The following is a 17,122-nucleotide window of genomic DNA, read 5'->3' as shown; positions in this document are numbered from 1 at the left end:
CTCACAGCCCAAATCTTTTGATCAACGGTTGCGCTATCGAATTTATAATAACATCCAGGGCCGCCCAGGCTAGTCTCTGACGAAACGGAAGATGCCGGGTATAGACGGCGGTGTACTCCAACTCTGATTCGGCACCGCGAGACTTCTTGAAATCCGGCACACCGGAGGAGGCATGCACCGTGACACCGTGTTCCCAGGCAGTCTCGATGATCAGCAGATTCAGCATTCGATAGAGACCAAGGTGCTGTTCTTTGCCCAGATCATAGCCAACAAAGGGTGCCGTCAAATACCCTTCGGCGAGGTAATAGCCGATCACCGCATCAAGCTGGCCATCGCGCTCTAGGGCGAGGAAGCGCAACATTCCGTTAGCGGCGCTGGCCGCAATAAATGCTGGTTCGTACTGAGGGTTGTGCTCGGAATATTTGTCGATGTACAGCATTCGATACAACTCGGCTAGCCGCTGACATTGCGCCGGATCTGGCTCGGTCAGCTCTCGGACGTGATAGCCACTGGCCGCAAAGAGGGCTTGGTCGCGCCGATAGTCCCGACGTTTTTCGAAGGTTCGATTTTCGGTTGGTATAAAAAGCACGCTGCGAGCCGGAATTAGCCGATAGCCGAGTGATCTGAGCTGCTCGGGGAAGGCGCTATCCCTGCCGTGCACGCTCCGCCAGGCCACCGCAAGTGAGGGATGCGCTTGACGCACTACTCCGGTCAGCTCGGCAAGCTCTCCGCAACTAAACTGCGGGTGCAGATTCGTCGAGATCAGCGCATTATTGACTAGTGCGGCCTGATCCACTCTGCCCCAGCGCAGTAGAGTGCCCAGCAGGTCGATCGCCGGGCGCAACGCCGCTTCAAGCAGCGGCGAGTGTAATTCATCGAGTTCCACCTTGCTGAAGCTAATGTAATGCGCGTAGGGGGAGACCACATAAGCCTGAGCCTGGGCGACCGACGGCAGGCTGAGAGGTAATAGCCGTCCGGCACTGCGCAGTCCGCGCATTTCAACGTCAATATTTGCGATTCCTTGGCCACCCAGCAAAGAGGGCTCACGCAGTGTAGCTAGCGCACTGGCTGCCCAGCCATCGGAAGATTCCGGCTCGGCTGGATAGTTGCAATGATCATCCTTGGTTGCCGGGACGGAGGCTAGGCCGTCGTATTGAAGATCAGCTGTGGAGGCTTGCAGCGGGGAGCTGTGGTGGGTCCAGGCGCTACCTAATAGATTTCCCGCGACGCGAAGCTGCTGAGTGAGCGGCACTGCCCCGCGTAGCACCGAAGCAGAACGCTGCCATTGCAGTGGATGGCACAGAGCCTGAGGGAGCGCGGCCAAGCTGAGTCGTCGGGCGGGACCTTGAGCGATGAGTGGCTTGTCGTCGGAGAGCAGAGCCGAGGCGAAGTTCTCCGAAAACAGATGTATCCCGCTGGTGGGTCTCGGATTGCACTCGATGGCCACCGGACCCTCCGGAGTATCAATCAAATCCAGGCTCAGGAAACCGGTGAAGTGCAGGGCGCTGCCGAGCTTGGTCACCAAACGCGTGACCTCGGTATGTGTGGGTTCATCGAGGTCCACGGGCTCGAAGAGGGTACCGGCGCCATATTGCGCGCCACCGGCCCGCCAGCGGGGGTTGTAGACCGAGACGGCTCTCAACTGCCCGGAACGGAATGCCGCCGTGACGCAGATTTCTGCCCCAGCCAGGAATTCTTGAGCCAACCAGGGCTGCAAGTGGGTGATTCGGGGAGCAGCGTCGAGGGGCTCACCTTCCGGGATAACGACGGCGCTCGTGCCGAAGCGAGAAAAGGCTGGTTTGAGAACTAGGGCGGGGGAGCGCAATCCGCCGCTTCCGAGTTTTTGCCGATCCAGCGCGGCGAACTGTTGTTGCGACTCAAGGAGCTTAGTACGTGGTGTCTTCTCGCCCAGGGATTGCAAGAGCGAGATGAATTCGGCCTTGTGATGCAGGGTGCGCAAGGTGCCGATGGGTGCAGCGAAGAGTAGCTCGGCTAAGGTCGAGAACCCATCCCGAGCGGCTACTTCCGCCAACCAGAAAACTTCCTCGCAGCTGGGCAGTACGAGCTCGGCCCCGTGTTCGAGGGCAATCTCTTGAATGGCGGTGCCAAATTCCCTGGGGTACCACCGTGCAGCGGGTACCCGGTAAGCCCGATCCACGAAGTTACTCGCGGCGAGCAGATTGACCTGACTCTCGGCGGCAATCACCCGGTAACCGGCTGCGGAGAAGTGCCGCGCCAGCTCGACGGCCACCGCGGACCGACCTCCGGTCACGAGCACCGTGTTCATGCTGTAGAGCCCTCTCGCCGGGCGTCGGCCGCCAGGAGCTGGATTCGGCGCAATTTGGCTCCTGGGGCTGGTGCTTGCCAGCTGCCGAATTCTAGTTTTGGTACAGAAAGTCGATAACGGGCGAAGAGGGCCGTCAACTCATCCCGAACTCGTTCCTCGGCTTCTTGAGAAGGCGCGCGCAAGCCAATCAACAACCGTTTACCGGACTGTGCCACCGACCAGTCCTGAAACTCTGTGCTCGCCAGTGCCATCGCACGCCTAAGTACGTCGGGGAAGATGTTGACGCCGTCAAAGACCAACACCGCATCGGCTCGGCCATCCACGCCAGCCAGCGCCAGCGCCGGATTGCCGCAGCGGCAGGGGTGCTCGGCAACCCGAAGTACATCGTCAAGGCGGTAACGCAGCATGAGCTGGGTACTTCTAGTGAAATCGGTAATGATTGGCACAAAGCGGCTGCGCTCCGCATCCAGCCATTCTTGTTCGAAATGGACGTGCTGCTCGTTCAAATGCAGGGTGCCTAGTCGGCAGCTGAAACCCAGCAGCCCCTCGGTGGCTTGATAAACCTGCCCAGGCCGGACTCCGAAGGAGCGCTCTAAGAACTCGGCATCGGATTCATCAAGCTCCTCAGCCACCGAGAGGATCTTCCGCGGACGCAAGCTGAGCCGTCCCGAGAGCTGGGCTTCCGCAAGCGCACGCAGTACCGAGGCTGGCCCAATCAGTAACTCGGCTTGCCGGCTATTGAGCTTCTCGAAATGGCTTTCCAGCGGTTCCAGAAGATCGTAAAAATCGAAGGCGACCCGGCTGCTACGGACGGTGTTGTAGAGATTGCTGTCGGCGCGCAGCAGGAAGGCTATCCGTAGGGCGGGTTTCCAGGGGCTGAGGATCTGGCGCAGGGCGGCGCTATCAAGAACCCTAGCCAGGATGGTTCCGGCCCAGAGTAAGCGTTCGGTGGAACTGAGCAGGAAGACTCCGTGTCTGCCAGAGGTTCCGCTGGAGAGGCCGACCGTCAGGCCGTCCAGCTCCGCCCGGAAATCTCGGCTACGTTCGGAGGCCTTCGCCAGCTCCAGCGCTTCCGCTAGGCTGACGCCCTGCGAGTTGTAGCGCTCAAAATCAGCCAAGACGATCGACTTGTCGATTACCGGCAACTCCCGCCAGTGCAGCCCACGCCCTTGCAGCATCTTATCGAGGCGGCGTTGCTGCCACCGCAGCAGAGCTGCGCGGTTCCGAAACCGATAGCCCCAGCGCGTACGGCAGAACAGGAAGCCGGCAGCCAGCAGATCAGAGACCGGCACGACGGCGGCACGAGCCCCCGAGGTGCCCCGACTGTCGGTTCTAGTCATTTCAATAGTCTAAAGCCTTATCGCCGGGAAACTAGGGTAAAACTGCGGCCAGTTGATCTAGCAGATCAACTGGCCGCAATTAGTGGACTGACTTTAGTGGTCGGCGGCCTGCGCCTTCAAAGCCCGCACCACGCCGTCGCGGCTTTCCACCACGAGTCGGCGAAGGGCAGGAGTCTCTTCACCCAACTCAGCCAGGAAAGCATCGGTGGCATCCAGGGTGGACTGCTCAACCAGCTGCACAGGGTAGAGCCCGGTGACGATGGTGGAGGAGATCTCATGGGATTTCTCCGCCCAGATCTTCCGAATGGCACCGAAATACTGCGCCACGAACGGTTTCAGTAAGGCCAGATCGTGGACCCGGCCAAAACCGGTGATCGCTGCCCGCTGAGTCGCGTTGGGCATCTCACCGCTGACCACCACAGCGTCCCAGACCGACTGCTTAGCTGCCGCCGTCGGAATAGCCGCCGAGGCACCGGCCGCGGCGAGCTGACCTGTCTGGGTTGGATCCCGCTCCAGCTCCGCATCGATCTCGGGCTGAGTAAAACGACCACCGGCCACCAGAGAGCTGCGCAACTCCCAACGGAGATCCTGATCGACCTCCAAGCCCTCCAGCCGGTAACTCCCACTGAGCAGGTCCGCCACAATATCGAGATGCTCGGCGCTTTGCGCGAGCTGCGCGAAAGCCTTCACGAACTGCAACTGCGAATCCGAGCCCGGAGCGGCCGCGGTAAAGAGCGACCAGAGTCCCTCAGCCGCCGCGATCTTGGTCTCGTGCTGCGCTTCCGGGGCGACATAGAGCCCCAGAGTGGTCTGCAACTGACGGAGCAGCACCAACACCACCGAGGAGTCACTCTCCGCGCCGATATTGGACAACACCAGATCCACGTACGCCCGGGCGGGAGTTTCGCCGTCGCGGGCGGCATCCCAGGCGGAAGCCCAGACCAGGGTGCGGGGCAGCGAGCCGGCGAAGTCCTTCAGATGCGCGGTGGCGGTGACCAGAGACTTCTCATCCAGCCGAATCTTGGCATAGGCCAGGTCGTCGTCGTTGAGCAGCACCAGCGCGGGCCGAGGACGGCCGATCAGTGCGGCAACCTCGGTGCGTTCGCCGTCAACATCAAGCTCTTCCCGGTGCGTGCGAACCAACTTCCCACTGCCATCAAGGTCATAGAAGCCGACCGCTAGGCGGTGCGGACGGATGGTTGGATACTCCGCGACGGCGGACTGCAGGATGGTGAAACCGGTAATCAACCCGTCTTCTTCGGTGATTTCGGCGCGTAATGTGTTCACCCCCGCAGTCTCTAGCCAGAGTTCGGACCAAGCCGTCAGATCGCGGCCACTGGAAACCTCCAGCTCGGAGAGTAGATCGCGCAGCTCGGTATTGCCCCAGGAATGCTTGGCGAAGTAAGCGCGCACCCCGGCCATGAACTCCTCTTGGCCCACCCAAGCCACTAGCTGACGAAGCACGGAAGCTCCCTTAGCGTAGGTAATGCCATCGAAATTGACCTGAACATCTTCCAGATCGCGGATTTCTGCCTTAATGGGGTGCGTGGAGGGCAGCTGATCTTGCCGGTAGGCCCAGGACTTTTCCATCGAGGAAAAGGTGGTCCAGGCTTGGATGAACTCGGTGTTTTCGGCTGCCGCGAGGGTTGACATGAACTCGGCAAAGGACTCATTGAGCCAGAGGTCGTTCCACCAGCGCATGGTGACCAGATCGCCAAACCACATATGTGCCAGCTCGTGCAAAATGGTGATCGCCCGGCGCTCAACAAGCGCCTCGGTGACCTTGGAGCGGAAGACGTAGCTCTCCAAGAAGGTCACCGCACCGGCGTTTTCCATTGCCCCGGCATTGAATTCCGGGACAAAGAGCTGATCATACTTCGCGAAGGGGTACGGAGTGCCGAACTGCTGCTCGAAGAACTCAAAACCCTGCCGGGTCAGTGCAAAAACGTTCTCCGCATCCAGGTACTGCATGAGCGATTTGCGCGCGAAAACGCCGAGTGGAATGACCCGGCCGTCCGAACTGGTCAGCTCACTGCGCACGCTCTGATAGGGGCCGGCGATAAGTGCCGTGACATAAGAAGCGAGCCGGGGTGTGGGCTCAAAGGTCCAGGTTTTACGGGCACCGCCATCGGCATCGGAACCATCATCGACCGGCTCCGGAGTGGGCGAATTGGATACCACGTCCCAATGTGCCGGAGCGGTGACCGTGAAACTGAAGGTGGCCTTGATATCGGGTTGCTCAAAGACCGCGAACATCCGCCGGGAGTCGGGAACCTCGAACTGGCTGTAGAGGTAGACCTCCTGATCCACCGGGTCAACGAAGCGGTGCAGGCCCTCGCCCGTGTTGGTGTAGAGCGCATCGGCCACCACGGTGAGCTCATTATGCTCAGCAAGTTCGGGCAGCTTGATGTACACACCATCAGAGACCTCGGCGGGATTCAGCTCTACTCCATTGAGGGTCACCGAGTGAACCGTGTCCGTGATGGCATCGATAAAGCTGCTAGCTCCGGCGCTAGCGCTGAATCGAACGGTGGTGGTGGAGCCAAAGACCTTGGGGCCACGAGTCAGGTCAAGTTGCACCTGATATGAATCGACACTGATCAATTCAGCCCGGGCGCGCGCTTCATCCCGGCTGAGGTTCATTCCTGGCATGTTGTGCCTTTCGTCAGAACAGATTCCCGGATGGTCACCGGGTGGATATGGAGCCATTCTTCCACCAAGCTGACAGACTGGAGTAATGGCACTCAACCTTGCGATGATCGGCGATGGGGCCATCGCCACGGCCCTGCGGAATCACCTGAACGGGTACCCGCAGTTGAAGCTGGTCGGCATTGTTAGTAGGCATCCGCTCTCGGCTCGCAGCGAGCGCGACGGCGTGTCCCGGCTCGATCTGGACCAAGCCTTGGATTCCGCTGAGGTCCTGGTGGAAGCTGCCGGAGTTGATGCGGTGGGGGAATACGGGGCTCGAATAATCTCTGCCGGAAAAGCCTTCCTGGTTACTTCCATAGGCGCCTTTGCCGATCCCCTCGTTCGGGCGGCCGTGCTGGAGTCCGGGCCGGGGCGAACCTTTCCCACCACGGGAGCCATCGGCGGTCTCGACTTGATTTCCGCAGCCGCGGCGAGCGGCGGAATTACAACCGTCAACTTGGAAACCCGAAAGAAGCCGGCTGCCCTGATTCAGGATTGGATGGATACCGGCCAGCGCAGCGAATTGCTCCAATCGGTCCGGCCGGTGACGGTCTTCAGCGGGACCCCGGCCGAAGCGATCGCGAAGTTTCCCGCCTCCCTCAATGTCGCCGTCGCCCTCGGCCTAGCTACCGGAGACCTTGAACGGGTCAGGGTCCGGCTGATTGCCGATCCGCAAGCAGAATTGACCGAGCATCTGATCACCGCCGAGGGGGCTGCGGGGGAGTACTGCTTCCAGATCCGGAATCAGCCCGATCCGGAACAGCCGCGTAGCAGCGGTCTAACGGCGCGCTCGCTGCTTGCCGGACTGCTCCGCCTAGCGGAGCCAAGCGGAAAGTTCATCTGAGCGGCTGAACCCATGAAAGAGCAACGATTCGACCATAGATTTCTCGCTTTCGGGATTGGTTTTCCTTGGGCGGTGGCCTTCTGCTTCGCCGCGATAGCCTTATTGCTGCGGCGGACCGTGCCGGATTCACTGGGTCTGCATTGGCAAGGTTCGCATCCGGATCTGCTGCTAACCTTCCCTGCCTTCGTACTGGTTGCGACCCTTGCCATCGGGGTGTTCGGGTCGATGTGCGGGGCGCTCGGCGGCGCTCGACTGGCTCAGCGCTGGCTACGCCGTTTGCTGATGGGCTTGGCGGTGATGATCAGTCTTTTATTGGCTTCTCTGGGTGCCGCTTTTTTGATGGGACAACGTGGTTTGCCCAGTGCCGAAGGCGGCAGCCTCGACGCCACCGTCTTTGCCCTAGGAGCTGGGGCAGCCGTGGCTCTGGGCGTGGTGATGATGTTTGTCTATCAGCCCACACCGATTTGGGGTACGCGCGACGACCTGGCGCTAGCCGAAGAACACGCAGCGCTGATCGGGCAGCCACGGATTGACTTTGGCGTGCATGCCCGCGGCTCCAGCTTTGTCTTGTTGACCATGATGCTTTTGTTGCTGGGTGGGCTGCTACTGATTGTGTCGAGTTGGGCCGCTTTGGCGTTGGCCGTGCTGATCCTGTTGCTGATGGGATCACTTTTCGTGCGGGTGAGTATTGACGGCAGCGCCGTGGAAGAACGTTTTCTGGTGTTACGAGTAGCGGGGTTTCTTCCGGTCGCGAAGTATCGACTCGCCGAGCTTCACGCCGTGGAGGCTGTGCCGAGCGATCCCTGGCAGCAGGGTGGGCCGGGCCTGCGGCGGCATGCTGGGTACTGGCAGTTCATTGTTCGGAAGGGAACGGCGCTCCGGCTCGATTTTGGCCCCCGAGCCGGACTGTTGATCGGTACTCGGGATGAGGAACAAGTAGCGGAGCTTATCGCGTACCTGCGCGCTTCCCAGGAATGATGTCGGTACCAAGGTCATCGAAGGTTCTCGATGCCATCGAGTGTGGAGATCTGCACCTTATGGGGCGCATTTAGCGTGTAGATCTCCACACTCACCGCGATAGGCTTGTCTCTATGACCAATCCCCGTGTACACATTGGAACCGACCACGCCGGAATGGAGCTCAGCGCTCATCTGATCAAACACCTCACCGGACTTGGCTACGAGGTAGTAGATCACGGGCCGAAGAGCTACGACGCCGAGGATGACTATCCGGTGTTCTGTATTCATGCGGCGCAAGCAGTGATGGCCGATACCGAAGCCGGCGTTTTCGCGCTGGGTATCGTGTTGGGCGGCTCCGGCAATGGTGAACAGATTGCTGCGAACAAGGTGAAGGGGATTCGGGCTGCGCTGGCTTGGAATTTCGACACCGCTAAGCTGGCTCGCGAGCACAATAATGCCAATGTGGTGGCTGTCGGCGGACGTCAGCACACTGTGGAGGAAGCCGCCGCATTGATAGAAGCCTTCCTGGCCGAACCTTTTAGCGAGGCGGAACGCCATATCCGCCGGATCGCTAAGATCGCCAGCTTCGAGGAAACCGGAGCGATCTCCGAGTAGTTCCGATGCCTGAAGGACACACCATTCACCGGCTGGCCCGGCAGTTCAACGATGTTTTTGCCGGGCAGCGGCTTGAAGCGGCGAGCCCACAGGGCCGTTTCGCAGCCGGGGCGAAACGAATAACTGGTCAGGAACTGCTTCAAGCTGAAGCTCGTGGCAAACAACTTTTTCTACACTTTGACCACCAGCTCACCTTGCGTGTGCATCTGGGCCTCTACGGAGCCTGGGACTTCGGTGGTGACGAGAATTTCCGCGGTGCCTCCAGCATCGGTGCTCCACGCCGGATCGGGGAGCGGGAACTGGGTGCTGAGGCTGGGGAGTACAGCGGCCCACCGGCACCGGTGGGCGCGGTTCGGCTACGGCTGGTTTCCCAACATGGCTGGGCCGATCTGCGTGGCCCCAGCGTTTGCGAACTCATCACCGAATCAGAATTTGCCACCCAATTGGCCAAGCTAGGCCCCGATCCGCTGGCGATTGAGCCGGAGAGTGAGGCCGTTTTCCGGGAAACGGTGATGGCTAAAGGAACCCCGATCGCGACACTACTGATGGATCAGAGCGTGCTGGCCGGGGTAGGGAACGTCTATCGCGCGGAGTTGTTGTTCCGGGCTCGACTCAATCCCTGGTTACCCGGAACCAAGCTCAGCACAGGGGAGCTGACCACCCTCTGGGCGGACGCCGTCGTACTCCTAGAACGAGGAGTACGAGATGGCCGGATTATCACCACCGAGCCGGAGGATCGGCAGCGGAACGAAACCCTGCACTATGTGTACAAGCGGAACGGTTTGCCGTGTTTGAAGTGCGGAACAGTGGTCGAACTGAGCGAAATCGCGGGCCGAAAGCTCTACTACTGCCCGAATTGTCAGCGGGCTAACTAGAGCCGGAGCGGTCAGTAGTTCGGAGCCGCTGGAAGGTGAAAATACTGTTCCAGGGTGGGAATTCCCTGCTGGGTCATATCGGTAGCAATGAACTTCCCGACATAGCGCAAATGCCAAGGTTCATAGGCATAACCAGTAGTTCCGGTATATCCATTGGGGTAACGGATGATGAATCCATAGCGCCAAGCATTCTTGCGTGCCCAGGCTCCGGCGGCAGTATTCTCAAAACAGGATTGCAAACTGCAAGATCCTGAGGTATCCCCGATGTCCATAGCCAGGCCGCTTTGGTGTTCACTATAGCCAGGCCGGGCAGAAATCAGATCTGCTTCGGCCTGTCCGTATTGCTGGACATAGCCCTGATAGAGGCTTTTCTGGGTCCAGTAGTCGCGATATCCGCTGACCGTGGTGATCTTAACTCCACTTGCGGCAGCGGCTGAGATCATCGACTGAGCGGCCACTGCCGCACTGTACTGTAGCTGAACCGAACCAACTGTTTGGATGGGCGAGGGCGCATAGTCGATCGGGACTAGCGGGCGTTTTTTATTCACCACTACGGCACCATAAACGACCTTCGCGCCGCCGCTAGAGGTCCAAGTAATGGAGCCTCCCTGAAAGCTTTGACGGCAGATGCCATTGCTACAGCTTTGGTCGGTGGTGGGGTAGCCGAGGTATCCCTTTTCGGTGCCGGTGTTGATCCAGGCGGTGCGGATGGCGGTTTGGGTGGGGTGGGCTCCGGTGGTGGAGGTCCAGTGGATGGATCCGCCTTGGAAGGCTTGGTAGCAGCCACTGTTTTTGAGTCCGCATTTTTGGTCGGTGGTGGGGTAGCCGAGGTATCCCTTTTCGGTGCCGGTGTTGATCCAGGCGGTGCGGATGGCGGTTTGGGTGGGGTGGGCTCCGGTGGTGGAGGTCCAGTGGATGGATCCGCCTTGGAAGGCTTGGTAGCAGCCACCGTTTTTGAGGCCACATTTTTGGTCGGTGGTGGGGTAGCCGAGGTATCCCTTTTCGGTGCCGGTGTTGATCCAGGCGGTGCGGATGGCGGTTTGGGTGGGGTGGGCTCCGGTGGTGGAGGTCCAGTGGATGGATCCGCCTTGGAAGGCTTGGTAGCAGCCACTGTTTTTTAGTCCGCAGATAACGGCGGTTGCTGGAGCTCCTAAGGTAGCGGCGACACCGGGTGCCGCATAGGCCTGTGCAATAGCGGCCTCGCCAGCGCCGGCCGCGAGGGCTGGGGACGCACCGATAAGTAGGGCTACGCAGGCAGCAACGGTTACTAAGAACGAAACAACAACCCGCATGGCTATTCCCTAACGGCTCGATGGAGGCAGTATTTCCGGTAAAAATCCGCGCACGAGCCTCCAAGTATACGGGGAGGGTATTTCAGCGCCGAGCCACTCAGATAGGTGGGTCTAGATTAATTTGGAGGGGATGACGGGAATCGAACCCGCGTAATCAGTTTGGAAGACTGAGGCTCTACCATTGAGCTACATCCCCGAGGGCCAGAGATAACTACATCATACTGGGGCGCTAGGCTGTCAAGCTGAGTCCCAAATCAAGGTCTTCCGAAGAGCCACCAAAGTGGTTGCAAAGATCTCTTTTGGAGCTCTGAAAGAGCGGATTTGAACACCCAAGATGTGCTCAATGTGCGCAGCACGGCTTGAGGCCGTAGACTTGTCGAGCATCACGGGGCGTAGCGTAGTGGCTAGCGCGCCTGCTTTGGGAGCAGGAGACCGCAGGTTCGAGTCCTGTCGCCCCGACCCGTAGTACCAGCACGCAACCTAACCGAATCCATCTCAGGAGTAATACTCAGTGAAGAGCGCTGTCGAAAACCTCTCGCCCACCCGGGTCAAACTCGACGTCGAAGTTCCTTTTTCGGAACTGCAGCCGAGCATCGATGAGGCCTACAAGACCATCTCGGAGCAAGTCCAGATTCCTGGCTTCCGCAAGGGAAAGGTCCCCAACCGACTGATCGATCAGCGTGTTGGCCGCGGCTACGTCCTGGAGACAGCCGTGAACGACGGTCTCAACGGCTGGTACCAGAGCGCGGTTGCCGAGACCGGTATCAAGCCGCTGTCCCGCCCCGAGGTGGAAATCACCGAGGTCCCGGACCCCAGCGCCACCGAGGGTGAATTGAAGTTCCAGGTCGAGGTGGACGTCCGCCCCGAGGTGGAGCTGCCCGATTACTCCGGCATCGCCGTCGAGGTTGCACCGAGCACCAAGTCTGACGACGACGTGGACAAGGCTCTCGACGAGCTGCGCGGCCGCTTCGGAACCTTGGTTCCTGCGGATCGCCCGGCCGAGAACGACGACTTCGTCACCATCGACATTACCGCCAAGATTGATGACGCCGAGGTGGACTCCGCTACCGGACTGTCCTACCAGGTTGGCGCAGGCACCATGCTCGAAGGCATGGATGAGGCAATCACTGGTCTGAGCGCAGATGAAGAAGCCATTTTCAACACCAAGCTGGTGGGCGGCGAGCACGCCGGTGAAGAGGCTCAGGTCACCGTCAAGGTCACCGCAGTCAAGGTCCGAGAGCTGCCGACGGCGGATGACGACTTTGCTCAGCTGGCCAGCGAATTCGACACCATCACCGAACTGCGTGAAGATCTGGCTCAGCAGGTTGGCCAGTCCAAGGTCGTCGAGCAGGGCGTAGAAGCCCGCGATAAGGTGCTGGAGAAGCTGGTTGAACTGATTGAGGTTCCGGTACCGGAGTCCGTCATTGAGGACCAGCTGGAGCAGCACTTCAACCCGGCCAACGCGCACGGTGAAGAAGAGCACGATACCGAAGAGCACCGCGCCGAGGTACGTGAGAACGCCGAGCGTTCCTTCAAGAACGAAATCATCCTGGACGCCGTGGCGGACAAGGAAGAGATCAGCGTCTCGCAGGCCGAATTGATCGATTACATCGTCAACTCCGCTGGCCAATACGGCATGGATCCGAACCAGTTTGCGCAGATGCTCGACCAGTCCGGCCAGGTTCCCCTGGTCGTCGGTGAGGTACGTCGTCGCAAGGCTCTAGCAGCCGTATTGGGACAGGCCAAGGTGACCGATACCGAGGGCGCCGAAGTTGACCTCTCCGAATTCGTCAAGCCTGCCGTTGACCCCGATCTGGAGTCTGCACTGAACGAGGCTGCTGGTGTTGCTGGCGCTTCTGAAGGACCCGAGGATGTTCCGGTCGGGCCCGCCGGTGACGATCCGGGTGCCGCTCGTTTCTAAGCTGAGGCACTAAGCCTTTGAACGCCGTCGTCCTCTAAAGAGGGCGGCGGCGTTTTATCTTGTTTTGGTTCGCCATTCTGCCAAGGGCAGCATGGGTGCGCCGTCAGCGAACAGCGCTGTTTCGCGGAAGATATCGATCCCGGAAACGGCTACTGTCCAAGTAGTGATACAGGTCTATTGAGATGAGTGAGAAACCATGACTGAACTGGTAATTTCCGGATCGACGGCCCCCAGGATGGCTGTTGAGCCCGGTGGAGCTGACGACTATGTCTACAACCGCCTGCTCAAGCAGCGCACCATCTGGTTGGGTTCGGAAGTCCGCGACGACAATGCCAATGTGATCTGCTCACAGCTGCTCCTGCTGGCCTCCGAGGACCAGGAAAAGGACATTTACCTCTACATCAACTCGCCTGGCGGGTCGGTGACCGCGGGTATGGCGATTTACGACACCATGCAGTTCATTCCGAATGATGTGGTCACGGTGGCTACCGGTCTGGCCGCCTCGATGGGGCAGTTCCTGCTTTCCTCGGGCACCAAGGGCAAGCGTCACGCCACACCGAATGCACGTATCCTGATGCATCAGCCTTCCGGCGGCATCGGTGGCACGGCCTCCGACATCAAGATCCAGGCCGAGTTGATCCTGCACATGAAGAAGGTGATGGCCGAACTGACTGCCGAGCAGACCGGGCAGACCGTTGAGCAGATCCTCAAGGACAATGACCGAGATAAGTGGTTCACCGCGGAAGAAGCCCTGGAGTATGGCTTCTTCGACAAGATCAGCGCTCACGCCGGTTCAGTAGCCGGTGGCGGCGGAACCAACGCGAAGTAAAGGTAGAGAGAATCATGACGACGAATTTCACCGCGGCAGGATCTGCCAGCATGTGGGCGCAGAATGTTGGCTCGGTAGCCCAGAACATGCCGAGCTCACGTTATGTGCTGCCCCAGTTCGAAGAGCGCACCCCCTATGGCTTTAAGCGCCAGGACCCCTACACCAAGCTCTTCGAGGATCGGATCATCTTCCTCGGCGTGCAGGTAGACGACGCTAGTGCCGATGACATCATGGCGCAATTGCTGGTGCTCGAGTCCACCGATCCGGATCGGGATATCACCCTCTACATCAACTCGCCCGGCGGTTCCTTCACCGCGATGACCGCAATTTACGACACCATGCAGTACATTCGGCCGGAGATTCAGACCGTTTGCCTGGGCCAAGCTGCCAGCGCGGCCGCCGTGCTGCTGGCCGCGGGTACTCCCGGTAAGCGTTTGGCTTTGCCGAATGCTCGGGTGTTGATCCACCAGCCCGCGCTTTCCGGCGGCCAGGGCGGTCAAGCCTCGGACCTGGAAATTCAGGCTAATGAAGTGATGCGGATGCGGACCTGGCTCGAAGAAACCCTGGCCATGCACTCCGGACGCACTCCAGAGCAGCTCAATAATGACATCGAGCGGGACAAGATTCTGACCGCCGAAGAAGCTCGTGAATACGGCCTGATTGACCAGGTGCTGGAGTCCCGCAAGCTCAAGCCCTCAGCAATCACCAAGTAGCTCCACGCTAGTTTTACGCACTCGGACGCCGGGGCTTTCCATATTTATGGCTTGCCCCGGCGTTTGACGTAGCATCGGGCGGAAATTGCCCTAGAGTGGAAATCTGTAAGTGGTATTTGGGAAAGGGATTGTGATGGCTCGAATGGGTGAGAGCACGGATTTGCTCAAGTGCTCTTTCTGCGGAAAGAGTCAAAAGCAGGTGCGCAAGCTGATAGCCGGACCCGGCGTGTACATTTGCGACGAGTGTATTGAGCTGTGCAACGAGATCATTGAAGAGGAGCTCGCCGAGGTAGCCGATTTGGGCAGCTTCGAACTCCCTAAGCCCAAGGAAATCTTCAATTTCCTGCAAGAGTACGTGATTGGCCAGGAACCAGCTAAGCGTTCGCTTTCGGTGGCGGTTTACAACCACTACAAGCGCATTCAAGCCGGTTCAAAGGGCCAGGCCTTGGCGGATGGTAGCCATCACGACGACGTCGAGATCGCCAAGTCGAATATCTTGCTGATCGGCCCCACCGGCTGCGGCAAAACCTACCTGGCACAGACTCTGGCTCGCAGGCTAAACGTACCGTTCGCCGTCGCCGATGCCACCGCGCTCACCGAGGCTGGCTACGTGGGTGAGGATGTGGAAAATATCCTGCTCAAGCTGATCCAGGCTGCCGATTACGACGTCAAAAAGGCCGAGCAAGGCATTATCTACATCGACGAAATCGATAAGATCTCGCGGAAGAGCGAGAACCCCTCGATTACCCGGGACGTTTCCGGCGAGGGCGTGCAGCAAGCCCTACTAAAGATTTTGGAAGGCACCGTCGCCTCGGTACCGCCGCAGGGTGGACGCAAGCACCCGCACCAAGAATTCATTCAGATCGATACCACCAATGTGCTCTTCATTGTGGCCGGAGCCTTTGCCGGTCTGGAGGAGATCATTGGGGCTCGCGCCGGAAAGAAGGGCATCGGCTTCGGAGCTCCGCTCGGCGCGCTTTCCGGGGAAGAAGCCAGCTACGGCGATGTGATGCCGGAAGATCTGCTCAAATTCGGCTTAATCCCGGAATTCATTGGCCGCTTGCCGGTGATCACTACGGTGTCTCATTTGGACCGGGATGCGCTGATCCAGATCCTGACCGAGCCCAAGAACGCGCTGATCAAGCAGTATCAGAAGATGTTCCACCTTGACGGTGTGGATCTCAGCTTCGAAGAAGACGCCTTGGACGCCATTGCTGACCAGGCGTTGGAACGTGGCACCGGGGCACGTGGCTTACGCGCCATCCTGGAAGAGGTGCTGCTGCCGGTGATGTTCGAATTGCCCAGCCGAGACGATATCGCCTCGGCCGTGGTGACCGCCGAAGTAGTTCGGGACGGCGGGCAGCCCACCCTGATTCCTCATGACGTAGTAGCCAAACGCAGGAACAAATCCGCCTGAGACCGGGCCGGACTGAGGGAGCACCATGAGCCAGATGCCATACGGCCAACAACAGTTCCAACAGCCTGCGCCGCGCCAGTTCTTTCCCGCGCTAAACGGTGCCGTTCCGGTGACTGGCGGAAGGCAAGTGCTGGTCTGGCTGCTGGACGGGGTGATTTTCGGGCTTCCGGTGGCGATTCTGTCCTTTCTTTGCTTCCTGCCGATGCTATTCACCATCTTTTCAAATATTGATAAGCATGCTGGCTCTGCGAATGTGCGGCACGAAAACTGGTCCGACGCTGAACTGAGCGCTTTTTTCACTAGCTTGCTGGTTGGCTTGCTGCTGAACGGGATTTTGATGCTGGCCTACTACGGGGTCTATTGGTATCTGATCGCGGTTAAGGGGCGGACCCCGGGAATGTCGATCATGGGAATGCGGTTAGTCTCGGTGGAGACCGGCCAGCCCATCGGCTGGGGACCTGCCTTCTTGCGTGGTCTTGTAGTAGTCCTCGGTTCGGGAATCACCAGCGGCCTTTTGGGCTTGCTCTTCTGGCTTTCCCCGCTCTTCGACTCAAGCACCGGTTGGGCACAAAGCTGGCACGACAAAATGGTGAAAGCCGTTTTCATCGATACCAAAGCTGGTCGAGATACCTTCGTGCAGCAATGAGTTCGGCACCCGCCAGCGCTTCGATGCTGTGAATAGTATTTGACAGGAAAATAAGGAGATTTATGAGCGAGAACAAAGCTGACTTTTGGTTTGATCCGATCTGCCCCTTCGCCTGGGTGACCTCGCGATGGATCGGCGAGGTGGAAAAGGTCCGCGGCATTAGCGTGGACTGGCACGTGATGAGCCTATCGGTACTCAACGAAAATAAAGAAGATCTCTCGGACTTCTATAAGTCCTTGATGAAGCGTGGCTGGGGGCCGGTGCGAGTAGTAGTTGCCGCGCAGCAGCTACATGGTGATTCCGTGGTCAAGCCGCTCTACGATGCGATCGGCACCCGGATTCACAATGAAGGTCAGAAGGACTACCTGGAGGCCATCCGCGGTGGCTTGGCTGAGGTCGGATTGCCTGCGGAGTTGATCGACTTTGCCAGCCAGGATACTTACGACGGCGAGTTGCGAGCTAGTCATGAAGCGGGCATTTCGCAGGTGGGTCAGGAAGTCGGAACCCCGGTGGTTTCCTTCAACGGAACCGCCTTCTTCGGACCTGTGCTGACCAGGATTCCGCGCGGCGAGGATGCTGGTCGGATCTGGGATGCCACGGTTGCCCTGGCCGAATTCCCCTACTTCTTTGAGCTCAAGCGTAGCCGGACCGAATCGCCACAATTCGACTGATTCGGGAAGCAAAAACGCCGGTGGG

The 17,122-nt window shown here is 59.3% G+C and carries 14 protein-coding genes and 2 tRNA genes; 11 read left to right on the top strand and 5 right to left on the bottom strand.

Features of this window, described 5'->3' with window-relative positions; genetic code table 11:
* Position 1: 1 nt before the first annotated feature.
* From FHU41_RS03745 to pepN, 3 genes are all read right to left on the bottom strand, one after another.
* Positions 2-2,287 carry a GNAT family N-acetyltransferase gene (locus FHU41_RS03745; protein WP_179388281.1) on the bottom strand — a complete coding sequence of 762 codons (2,286 nt, stop codon included), beginning with the start codon at positions 2,285-2,287 and terminating at the stop codon, positions 2-4.
* Positions 2,284-3,627 (bottom strand): F390 synthetase-related protein, encoded by a 1,344-nt coding sequence (locus tag FHU41_RS03740; protein ID WP_179388280.1) that lies wholly within the window; start codon positions 3,625-3,627, stop codon positions 2,284-2,286. The genes FHU41_RS03745 and FHU41_RS03740 overlap by 4 nt, the downstream gene beginning before the upstream one ends.
* Positions 3,628-3,720: 93 nt before the next feature.
* The gene (gene pepN / locus FHU41_RS03735) at positions 3,721-6,270 is read right to left on the bottom strand and encodes an aminopeptidase N (RefSeq protein WP_179389111.1); all 2,550 of its coding nucleotides are present in this window, start codon (positions 6,268-6,270) and stop codon (positions 3,721-3,723) included.
* A gap of 94 nt (positions 6,271-6,364) precedes the next feature.
* Here pepN and FHU41_RS03730 point away from each other — a divergent pair, with 94 nt between their 5' ends.
* From FHU41_RS03730 to FHU41_RS03715, 4 genes are all read left to right on the top strand, one after another.
* On the top strand, positions 6,365-7,159 hold the full coding sequence (locus FHU41_RS03730) for an aspartate dehydrogenase domain-containing protein (protein ID WP_179388279.1): 795 nt from the start codon (positions 6,365-6,367) through the stop codon (positions 7,157-7,159).
* A 12-nt stretch (positions 7,160-7,171) separates the two neighbouring features.
* Positions 7,172-8,137 carry a hypothetical protein gene (locus FHU41_RS03725; RefSeq protein ID WP_179388278.1) on the top strand — a complete coding sequence of 322 codons (966 nt, stop codon included), beginning with the start codon at positions 7,172-7,174 and terminating at the stop codon, positions 8,135-8,137.
* Positions 8,138-8,250: 113 nt separating this feature from the next.
* A complete protein-coding gene (locus tag FHU41_RS03720; RefSeq protein ID WP_179388277.1) occupies positions 8,251-8,733 on the top strand; it encodes a ribose-5-phosphate isomerase in 483 nt (160 codons plus the stop codon).
* Between the two features lie 5 nt (positions 8,734-8,738).
* The gene (locus tag FHU41_RS03715; protein ID WP_179388276.1) at positions 8,739-9,608 is read left to right on the top strand and encodes an Fpg/Nei family DNA glycosylase; all 870 of its coding nucleotides are present in this window, start codon (positions 8,739-8,741) and stop codon (positions 9,606-9,608) included.
* Between the two features lie 11 nt (positions 9,609-9,619).
* Here the strand turns inward: FHU41_RS03715 and FHU41_RS03710 are convergent, their stop codons facing one another.
* Entirely contained in the window at positions 9,620-10,900 is a 1,281-nt protein-coding gene (locus FHU41_RS03710; protein ID WP_179388275.1) for a D-alanyl-D-alanine carboxypeptidase family protein, read from the bottom strand.
* Positions 10,901-11,022: 122 nt separating this feature from the next.
* A tRNA-Gly gene (locus FHU41_RS03705) sits at positions 11,023-11,096 on the bottom strand.
* 190 nt (positions 11,097-11,286) lie between these two features.
* Here FHU41_RS03705 and FHU41_RS03700 point away from each other — a divergent pair.
* The 7 genes from FHU41_RS03700 (at position 11,287) to FHU41_RS03670 (ending at position 17,097) form a co-directional block, all read left to right on the top strand.
* Positions 11,287-11,359, top strand: a tRNA-Pro gene (locus FHU41_RS03700).
* 52 nt (positions 11,360-11,411) lie between these two features.
* A complete protein-coding gene (gene tig / locus FHU41_RS03695; protein WP_179388274.1) occupies positions 11,412-12,821 on the top strand; it encodes a trigger factor in 1,410 nt (469 codons plus the stop codon).
* Between the two features lie 235 nt (positions 12,822-13,056).
* On the top strand, positions 13,057-13,650 hold the full coding sequence (locus tag FHU41_RS03690) for an ATP-dependent Clp protease proteolytic subunit (RefSeq protein WP_179389110.1): 594 nt from the start codon (positions 13,057-13,059) through the stop codon (positions 13,648-13,650).
* A gap of 14 nt (positions 13,651-13,664) precedes the next feature.
* Complete coding sequence (locus FHU41_RS03685) at positions 13,665-14,363, top strand: ATP-dependent Clp protease proteolytic subunit (RefSeq protein ID WP_425503241.1); 699 nt, start codon at positions 13,665-13,667, stop codon at positions 14,361-14,363.
* Between the two features lie 133 nt (positions 14,364-14,496).
* Positions 14,497-15,780, top strand: coding sequence for an ATP-dependent Clp protease ATP-binding subunit ClpX (clpX, locus tag FHU41_RS03680; protein WP_179388273.1), 1,284 nt, complete (start codon positions 14,497-14,499; stop codon positions 15,778-15,780).
* A 25-nt stretch (positions 15,781-15,805) separates the two neighbouring features.
* Positions 15,806-16,426, top strand: a complete 621-nt coding sequence (locus tag FHU41_RS03675; RefSeq protein ID WP_179388272.1) for an RDD family protein — start codon at positions 15,806-15,808, stop codon at positions 16,424-16,426.
* 62 nt (positions 16,427-16,488) lie between these two features.
* Complete coding sequence (locus FHU41_RS03670; RefSeq protein WP_179388271.1) at positions 16,489-17,097, top strand: mycothiol-dependent nitroreductase Rv2466c family protein; 609 nt, start codon at positions 16,489-16,491, stop codon at positions 17,095-17,097.
* Positions 17,098-17,122 lie beyond the last annotated feature (25 nt).

This window comes from Psychromicrobium silvestre (assembly GCF_013408295.1).
Taxonomy (GTDB): domain Bacteria; phylum Actinomycetota; class Actinomycetes; order Actinomycetales; family Micrococcaceae; genus Renibacterium; species Renibacterium silvestre.
Note: the sequence above shows the minus strand (reverse complement) of the source record. Positions and strands in the feature narration are given on the sequence as shown.

What these genes read in the sequence shown, in the direction of transcription:
- FHU41_RS03745 (WP_179388281.1), bottom strand. Translation starts at nt 2,287, where the DNA reads ATGAACACGGTGCTCGTGACCGGAGGTCGGTCCGCGGTGGCCGTCGAG.
- FHU41_RS03720 (WP_179388277.1), top strand. Translation starts at nt 8,251, where the DNA reads ATGACCAATCCCCGTGTACACATTGGAACCGACCACGCCGGAATGGAG.
- FHU41_RS03725 (WP_179388278.1), top strand. Translation starts at nt 7,172, where the DNA reads ATGAAAGAGCAACGATTCGACCATAGATTTCTCGCTTTCGGGATTGGT.
- FHU41_RS03675 (WP_179388272.1), top strand. Translation starts at nt 15,806, where the DNA reads ATGAGCCAGATGCCATACGGCCAACAACAGTTCCAACAGCCTGCGCCG.
- FHU41_RS03690 (WP_179389110.1), top strand. Translation starts at nt 13,057, where the DNA reads ATGGCTGTTGAGCCCGGTGGAGCTGACGACTATGTCTACAACCGCCTG.
- clpX (WP_179388273.1), top strand. Translation starts at nt 14,497, where the DNA reads ATGGCTCGAATGGGTGAGAGCACGGATTTGCTCAAGTGCTCTTTCTGC.
- FHU41_RS03730 (WP_179388279.1), top strand. Translation starts at nt 6,365, where the DNA reads ATGGCACTCAACCTTGCGATGATCGGCGATGGGGCCATCGCCACGGCC.
- FHU41_RS03670 (WP_179388271.1), top strand. Translation starts at nt 16,489, where the DNA reads ATGAGCGAGAACAAAGCTGACTTTTGGTTTGATCCGATCTGCCCCTTC.
- FHU41_RS03710 (WP_179388275.1), bottom strand. Translation starts at nt 10,900, where the DNA reads ATGCGGGTTGTTGTTTCGTTCTTAGTAACCGTTGCTGCCTGCGTAGCC.
- pepN (WP_179389111.1), bottom strand. Translation starts at nt 6,270, where the DNA reads ATGAACCTCAGCCGGGATGAAGCGCGCGCCCGGGCTGAATTGATCAGT.
- FHU41_RS03685 (WP_425503241.1), top strand. Translation starts at nt 13,665, where the DNA reads ATGACGACGAATTTCACCGCGGCAGGATCTGCCAGCATGTGGGCGCAG.
- FHU41_RS03740 (WP_179388280.1), bottom strand. Translation starts at nt 3,627, where the DNA reads ATGACTAGAACCGACAGTCGGGGCACCTCGGGGGCTCGTGCCGCCGTC.
- FHU41_RS03715 (WP_179388276.1), top strand. Translation starts at nt 8,739, where the DNA reads ATGCCTGAAGGACACACCATTCACCGGCTGGCCCGGCAGTTCAACGAT.